We start from the raw sequence: 6,914 nt of genomic DNA, 5'->3' as shown, positions 1-6,914 counted from the left end.
GGCACGCCGCTCTCGCCCTGCCCGGCTCCGGCGACGGCGCCCGCGACGGCGCCGATCGTGTCGGCATCGCGGCCCAGGCTCACTGCGAACGTCACGGACGCCTCCACGTCCCCCCCGCCCACCAGGTACGCGGCCAGCGCCAGCGCGACCGCCTCCGGGGCGAGGTCCGCCCACGGGTAGTGCCTGACCACGACGGCCCCGTGCAACGCCTCGACGAGCCCGTCCTCCCAGCCGGTCCTGCCGGGCTCGTCCGCTCCGCCGACGCCTGCCCTGCCGGCGTCGTGCGCCCCGCCGACGCCGGCCCGGCGGAGCACCTCGCACACCCGCTCGACGTTCCGCGCCGTCCACGAGTCGGCCGGGACGACCGACAGCGCCGCCCGTACCACCTCCCGTGGCGGCAGTCCCGCCATGGCGGCGGCCACGGCTCCGGCGACGGCGCGCCCGCCGAGGATGCCCTCGCCGGACTGGCTGACCCGCCCGTCCTCCTCCGCGAGCCGCGCCGCCTCGCCCGGGTCCCCCGGACAGAACACCCCGTAAGGGGCCGCCCGCATCGCGAGACCGTCCGACCAGCCGTGCTGGTGCACCAGCCCGGTCATCGGGGGTTCCAGCCCGCGGCGCAGCGCCTCCACCGTGCCGCGCTCCGAGAACCCGGCGCCCCGCATGGCCCCCGTCACCCGGGGGACGACCTCCGCGCGGTAGGCGGCGGCCACGTCCGCGGAGGTGAGCGCGTGCCCGTGCCGCGCCAGCAGGGTGGCGGCGAAGACGGCGTACTCGGTGTCGTCCGTGCCACCGCGCTCGATCTCGGTGAGCCGCCCCCAGCGCCGCCGGATCTCGGCCGGGGAGAGGTTCTCCGCGGGGGCCCCGAGGGCGTCGCCGGCCGCCAGGCCGAGCAGGCACCCCCGGGCCCTGTCGCGATGTGTCACCGCTGGTACCGCTCCAGCACCTTGTCGCCGTCCGCCACGAGCCGCCTGGCCGCCTCGTCGATGGAGATCTTGTTCGAGTAGAACTCCTGCAGCACCGGCGTGGCCACCTTGCTCTTCCACTCGTCGAACCCGTTCACCCTGAGGAACGGCGCCACGACGAGGTCCTTGGCGGAGGCGGTGGCCACGTCCCAGCCGTTCTCCTTGGTGGTGATGGCCGGGTCGGAGGCCGCCTTGACGGAGGTGGGCAGCAGCCAGTCGCCCTTGGCGAGCCTGGCCTGGTTCGGGCCGTTGAGGAAGAACGCGATGAACTTCATGGCCTCGTCCGGGTGCTTGCTGTCCCGGGCGATCGACAGTGTCTGTGAGACCGCGCCCTGCTGGGTGGTGGTGCCCTTGAGCGGCGGCAGCGTCACCCACTCGAACCCGTCGGGCGCCTGCTCGGCGACCTGCTGGCGCAGGTAGACGCCGGCGGGCAGCATCGCGAACTCGCCCTTGTAGAAGGCGGGCAGCGGGTCGGCCGTGCCCTGACCGAGCGCGGCGGGGTCGGCCGACCTGTCCTTGTAGAGCTGGTCGTGGATGCGCTGGAGCACCTGCTTCTCCTCGGGCCCGACCTTGACCGTCGTCCTGCCGCCCGCGGTCCGGAAGAACGTGCCGCCGAAGTTCAGCGCCAGGTTGAGCGTCTTGTTGACCGGGGACTTCATCGGCCAGGCCACGCCGAACACGCCGTCCTTGGTCATCTTCCTGGCCGCCTCGGCGAACTCGTCCCACGTCCACGGGTTGTCCGGCGTGGGCAGGCGGACCCCCGAGGCGTCGAGCAGCTTCCTGTTGGCGATGACGACCTGCGACTCCTGCAGGAACGGCACGCCGTACACCCCCTGCCCGCCCTTGCCGTCGCCGAAGGTGACGGTGTCCCAGGCGGGCCGCGGGATGTCGGCCTTGAGGTCGGCGGGCAGCCTGCCCGACAGGTCGAGCAGGTAGCCGTCGGCGGCGAAGCCGGACAGCGCGGGCGAGTCGTTGTGGATGACGTCCGGCGCGGTGCCGCCCGCGAACTGGGTGACGAGCTGGTCGTTGACGTTGTCCCAGCTGCCCTGGACGTAGGTGACCTGGATGCCGGCGTTGGCCTTGTTCCACTCCTCGACGAGCTGCTTGTTCGCGGCTAGCGACTCCTTCTGCCAGGCCAGGCTGAGGAAGGTGAGCTTGACGGGCTCGCCCGGCTCGGCCTGCCCGCCCCCGCTGCCGCCGCTGCCGCACCCGGCGGCCAGCGCGATGACGGCGGCAGCCGCCAACGCGGACTTCATTCGCATGTGGGCCTCCTACCTACCCCTTCATGGCGCCGGCCATCAGGCCGGACTTCAGTCGCCGCTGGATGATCGCGAAAAAGACCAGGCTCGGGATCGTCGCCATGAGAGACGCCGCGGCCAGCGGGCCGAGCCTCGCCACCCCCTCGGGGCCGACGAACCTGGCCAGCGTCAGCGGGAGCGTCATCACCCCGGGGTCGCGCAGGACCACGAGCGCGAAGAGGAACTCGTTCCACGACGAGATGAACGCGAACAGCAGCGTCGCCACCACGCCGGGGGCGAGCAGCGGCGCGACCACGGCCCCGATCGAGCGCAGGCGGCTCGCGCCGTCGACGGCCGCCGCCTCCTCCAGCTCCCGCGGCACCGCGCGCACGTACCCCTGGAGCATCCACAGGGCGAACGGCAGCGTGAACGTCACGTGCACCAGCACCAGGCCGGTCAGCGTGTTCACCAGCTCCAGGTCCCGAAGGATCACGAAGAGCGGGATGATGATCAGGATGACCGGGAACACCTGGCTGACCAGCACCCACCCGATCGCGACGCGGTTGAGCAGGCCGCGGTGACGGGCCATCGCGTAGGCGGCCGGCAGCGCGATCACCACCGTGACGACGCTGCTCATGAGCGCCACGACGAGGCTGCGCGTGGCGGCGCCGACCAGGTCCTGCTCGCCGAACGCGTCGGCGAAGTTGGCCGCCGTCGGCGCGCGCGGGATCCACGTGGGGTCGGTCTGGGCCATCTCCTGCGGCGTCTTCAGCGCCGTGGACAGCAGCCAGGCCAGCGGGAAGGCGAGGAAGGCGATGTAGGCGGCCAGCGCCAGGTACTGCGGGGCACGTCTCACCTGGCCGTCTCCCTCATCTGCCGCCACAGGCAGAGGCCGAGGACCGCGAGGACGACGACCGCCATGGCGAGGCCGAGCATCGAGGCGTAGCCGGCGTACCTGTATCTGAACGCCTCCTCGTAGGCGAAGAGCATGGGCAGCCGCGTCCGCCCCCCGGGACCGCCCTGGGTGAGCACGTAGACCAGGCCGAACTGGTTGACGTTCCACACGAAGTCGAGCGACGTGATCGCCACGATGACGGGCCTGAGCTGGGGCAGCGTGATGCTCCAGAACCTCCGCCAGCGGCACGCCCCGTCGACCTCGCCCGCCTCGTACAGCTCCCTGGGGATGCCCTGCAGGCCCGCCAGCAGCACCACCGTGGTCTGCGGCATCCCCGTCCAGACGCCCACCACGATGATCGCGGGCAGCGCGAGCGAGAAGTCGGCCAGCCAGTTGACGTCGGTGCCGAGCAGGCCGTTCAGTATGCCGGCGTCGGGGTGGTAGACGAGCTTCCACATGAGCCCGATGACCACCGGCGGCATCGCCCACGGCACCACCGCGAGCACCCGGGCCACGTTCCGTAACCGCAGGTCCTGGTTCAGCAGCAGCGCCAGGCCCAGCGCGGCGAGGAACTGCAGCACGGTCACCGAGACGCCCCAGATCATCCCGATCCTGAACGACGACCAGAAGTCGTCGTCGGCCAGGAGCTGGACGAGGTTCTCCAGGCCGACGAAGCTCGTCTCGTGGTCGCGGGCGTTGCGCGCGTCGGTGAACGCCAGCCCGATCCCGTAGAGCAGCGGCCCGACGCTGAACAGCGCGACCGGCACGAGGGCGGGCAGCATGAGCACCCACATCTCACGTGTCCGCCGCGACCGCCTCGCGTGCCGTGGACGCGGCGCGGGCGGCGCCGGCCGCGTCAGGGTCGCGGTCATCCCCCGCCCCCGTCCGGCTCACCGGAGCCGGTGGTCCCGCTCTCGCCGACGCGCGGCGGGGCCTCGCCGCCGGTCGTGGACGCGCGCACCGTGAGGCGGGGCGGAACGGTCACCACGCGGGGCGCGTGCTCGCTCTCCTGCAGGCGGTCGAGGAGCAGCTCGGCGGCGGTCCGGCCCCGCTCGGCCGAGCCGAGGGAGACGCTGGTGAGCGACGGCCACGAGGCGGCCGCCAGGTCGGTGTCGTCCATGCCGACCACCGCCACGTCCTCAGGCACCCGCCTGCCGGCGGCCCGCAGCACGTCGAGGGCGCCGAGCGCGATCAGGTCGTTCGCGCACATGAGGGCGTCGACGTCGGGCCGCCTGGCGAGCAGCGTCGCCACCGCGCGGCGGCCCTCGTCGCGATAGAAGTCCCCGATCTCCACCAGTTCGTCGTCGTACGGCAGGCCGAGCGCGCCGAGCGCCTCCCGGTAGCCGGCGCCGCGGGCCGCGCCGGGGACGGTGTCGAGCGGGCCGTTGACCAGCCCGATCCGGCGGCGGCCGAGCGCGTGCAGGTGGTCGATCGCCAGCCGGACGCCGGTGCGGGAGTCGGCCCGCACGTTGTCGACCGGCGTGCCCTCGGGCACCGAGCCGATCACGACGACGGGGGCCCGGGCCGTGGCGAGCATCTCCAGGTGCGCCTCGGTCACGCGCAGCGGCACCATGATCATCCCGTCCACGTAGCGCTCGCCGAGGCTGTGCAGGACGTCGATCTCGTCGGCGACGACGGCTCCGGTGGAGTGCAGCACGAGCCGGTAGCCCGCGTCCTTCAGCACGGGCTGGATCTCGCGCAGCATGGACAGGTAGGCCGGGTTGCCGACGTCCGCCATGGCGAACGCGACCTGGTGGGTGCGGCGCGACTTGAGCGACCGGGCGACGGCGTTGCGCACGTAGCCGAGCTCCTCGGCCGCCGCCATCACCCGGCTCACCGTGTCCTGCCTCGTCGGCAGGCCGTTCAGCACCCGCGACACGGAGGCGATGGAGACGCCCGCGCGCTTGGCGATCGTGGTGATCGTGGGTCCCTGGGCCAAGGCTTTCCTTCCGCCTGGGTGAACGTTTCGCGACGCTTCTGTAAACGTTTACGGTGTCTGGCACATGGAACACTCGCGCAACTCCAGGGTCAAGTCACGATCCCATAACATCAGGTAAACGGCATGTCTGGCAAAACGCACCCTACGAGGCGGCCAAGTCAGGGCCCGGAGGCGGGGAGCCGCGGCGTCAGGGGGCGCGTGTCAGGTCGGGGCGGAGGGAACGGATGGCGGGGGCGCCCGTGAGGGCGACGGCGGCGGCGAGGACGGCGGGGACGACCAGCGCCACCGGCAGGGACGCCACTTCGGCGATGTAGCCGAGCAGCCCGGGCCCCACCAGAAGCCCGCTGTAGCCGAACGCCGTCACCAGTGCCAGCGCGCGCCCGACGGGGCCGCCCGCCGCGCCGACCGCGCTGAAGATGACCGGCACCACCGTGGCGAGCCCCACGCCCACCAGCGCCCAGCCGGTCCACGCGCACGCGACCCGAAGGGCCTCGCCCGTGTACGGCGCCACCAGGACGAGGACGTATCCGGCGGCTGCGAGGAAGCCGGCGAGCCGGATCGTGCGGACGGAGCCGAGCCGGGCCCGGACGGGGTCGCCCAGCAGCCGGATGGTCGTCATGGCCACCGCGAAGATCGTGTAGGCGATGGGTGCGACGGCGGCGTCCGCGCCGAGGACCCAGCGGGCGTGCAGGGCGGCCCAGTCGATGGCCGCCCCCTCGGCGAGGTGCCCGGCGAAGGCGGCGGCGCCCAGCAGCGCGACCAGACTCCAGCGCAGCCGCCCGCCGGAGCCATTCCCGGAGCCATTCCCGGAGCCACTGCCGGAGCCACTGCCGGGGTTACTGCCGGAGGGGCTCTGGACGGGGGTGGCGGCGGGTTTCGGCGGGGTGGGCAGCAGTAGGGGGAACAGCGGCACGTACAGGAACGGCACCACCAAGGCCGCCACGACGAGCAGCGCCTGCGCGTCCAGGCCGGCCCGCAGGACGGCGGCCGTCAGCGCGCCGCCCGCGGCCCCGCCCAGGCTCCACGTGCCATGGAACGCCGAGATCACGGGCCGCCCGTAGGCGCGCTCGACCTCGACGGAGTGGGCGTTCATGGCCACCTCGGTCACTCCCAGCCCCACGCCGAACACGACGGCGAGCACCGTCAGTTCGGGGTAGCCCGGCGCGACGGCCGGCCCGAGCAGCACGACGGCGGACAGGGGCCCGCCGACCCAGCAGACCGTCCTGCTCGACCACCGGTCCACCAGCGGCCCGGCCACCAGCATCGACACCAGCGCCCCGCCCGAGATGAGGAGCAGGACGCCGCCGAGCCGGGCGGGGCCGAGGTCCAGCCGGTCGTTGAGCGACGGCAACCCCGCCGCCCACAACCCCATGACGAAACCGGACAGGAAGAAGTAGCCGAACACCCCGGCCCGGGCACGCCTGGCATCCACGTGACTTATGTTCACGTCTAGAGCATAATAAATGCCGTGAGGATCGCACAATGGCGATGAACGGGGCCACGACGAGCGTCGGGCTGCGCGCCCACAACCGGGTGCGGCTGCTGCGCGCCGTGCACGACTGCGGCGCGACGCGCACCCGCTCGCAGCTGACCCGCGACCTGGAGTTGGCCCGGGGCACCGCCTCGGTGCTGGTCGCCGACCTGGCCGAGTGTGGGTTGCTGCACGAGGGGCCCGCCCCGGAGCACGGCCGGGGCCGGCCCACGCAGGTGCCGGGACCGCATCCGGACGGCCCCCTGGCGCTGGCCGTGGACGTGCGCGAGGACGCCTGGGAGATCGCCGAGTGCGCGCTGGGCGGGCACGCGACGGTTCTGGAGGTGCGCCGTCACGACGGCACGCCGGGGGGTGCGCTCGCGCCGCTGGGCGAGGCGCTCGGAGCGCA

At 73.1% G+C, this 6,914-nt stretch carries 7 protein-coding genes; 1 reads left to right on the top strand and 6 read right to left on the bottom strand.

What is annotated here, in order from left to right; genetic code table 11:
• The 6 genes from DQW85_RS30270 to DQW85_RS30245 form a co-directional block, all read right to left on the bottom strand.
• Nucleotides 1-923: ADP-ribosylglycohydrolase family protein (locus tag DQW85_RS30270; RefSeq protein ID WP_162795493.1), on the bottom strand; the 923-nt coding region annotated here is incomplete at its 3' end.
• On the bottom strand, nucleotides 920-2,224 hold the full coding sequence (locus tag DQW85_RS30265; protein ID WP_113703227.1) for an ABC transporter substrate-binding protein: 1,305 nt from the start codon (nucleotides 2,222-2,224) through the stop codon (nucleotides 920-922). The genes DQW85_RS30270 and DQW85_RS30265, both read right to left, overlap by 4 nt.
• Before the next feature lie 13 nt (nucleotides 2,225-2,237).
• Nucleotides 2,238-3,056: a carbohydrate ABC transporter permease gene (locus tag DQW85_RS30260; protein WP_113703226.1), complete on the bottom strand. Its 819-nt coding sequence runs from the start codon at nucleotides 3,054-3,056 to the stop codon at nucleotides 2,238-2,240.
• Nucleotides 3,053-3,889: a carbohydrate ABC transporter permease gene (locus DQW85_RS30255; RefSeq protein WP_240197518.1), complete on the bottom strand. Its 837-nt coding sequence runs from the start codon at nucleotides 3,887-3,889 to the stop codon at nucleotides 3,053-3,055. The genes DQW85_RS30260 and DQW85_RS30255 overlap by 4 nt, the downstream gene beginning before the upstream one ends.
• 74 nt (nucleotides 3,890-3,963) lie before the next feature.
• Complete coding sequence (locus DQW85_RS30250; RefSeq protein WP_113703224.1) at nucleotides 3,964-5,034, bottom strand: LacI family DNA-binding transcriptional regulator; 1,071 nt, start codon at nucleotides 5,032-5,034, stop codon at nucleotides 3,964-3,966.
• 187 nt (nucleotides 5,035-5,221) lie between these two features.
• On the bottom strand, nucleotides 5,222-6,466 hold the full coding sequence (locus tag DQW85_RS30245; RefSeq protein ID WP_240197517.1) for an MFS transporter: 1,245 nt from the start codon (nucleotides 6,464-6,466) through the stop codon (nucleotides 5,222-5,224).
• Nucleotides 6,467-6,516: 50 nt separating this feature from the next.
• Between DQW85_RS30245 and DQW85_RS30240 the strand changes: the two genes are divergently transcribed.
• Nucleotides 6,517-6,914: MarR family transcriptional regulator (locus tag DQW85_RS30240; RefSeq protein ID WP_205315523.1), on the top strand; the 398-nt coding region annotated here is incomplete at its 3' end.

The organism is Nonomuraea lactucae (assembly GCF_003313395.1).
Taxonomy (GTDB): domain Bacteria; phylum Actinomycetota; class Actinomycetes; order Streptosporangiales; family Streptosporangiaceae; genus Nonomuraea; species Nonomuraea lactucae.
This window is presented reverse-complemented; position numbering and strand designations above follow the sequence as displayed.

Bases quoted from the DNA above. Each gene is read 5' to 3' on its own strand.
- DQW85_RS30265 (WP_113703227.1), bottom strand. From the start codon at position 2,224: ATGCGAATGAAGTCCGCGTTGGCGGCTGCCGCCGTCATCGCGCTGGCC.
- DQW85_RS30255 (WP_240197518.1), bottom strand. From the start codon at position 3,889: ATGTGGGTGCTCATGCTGCCCGCCCTCGTGCCGGTCGCGCTGTTCAGC.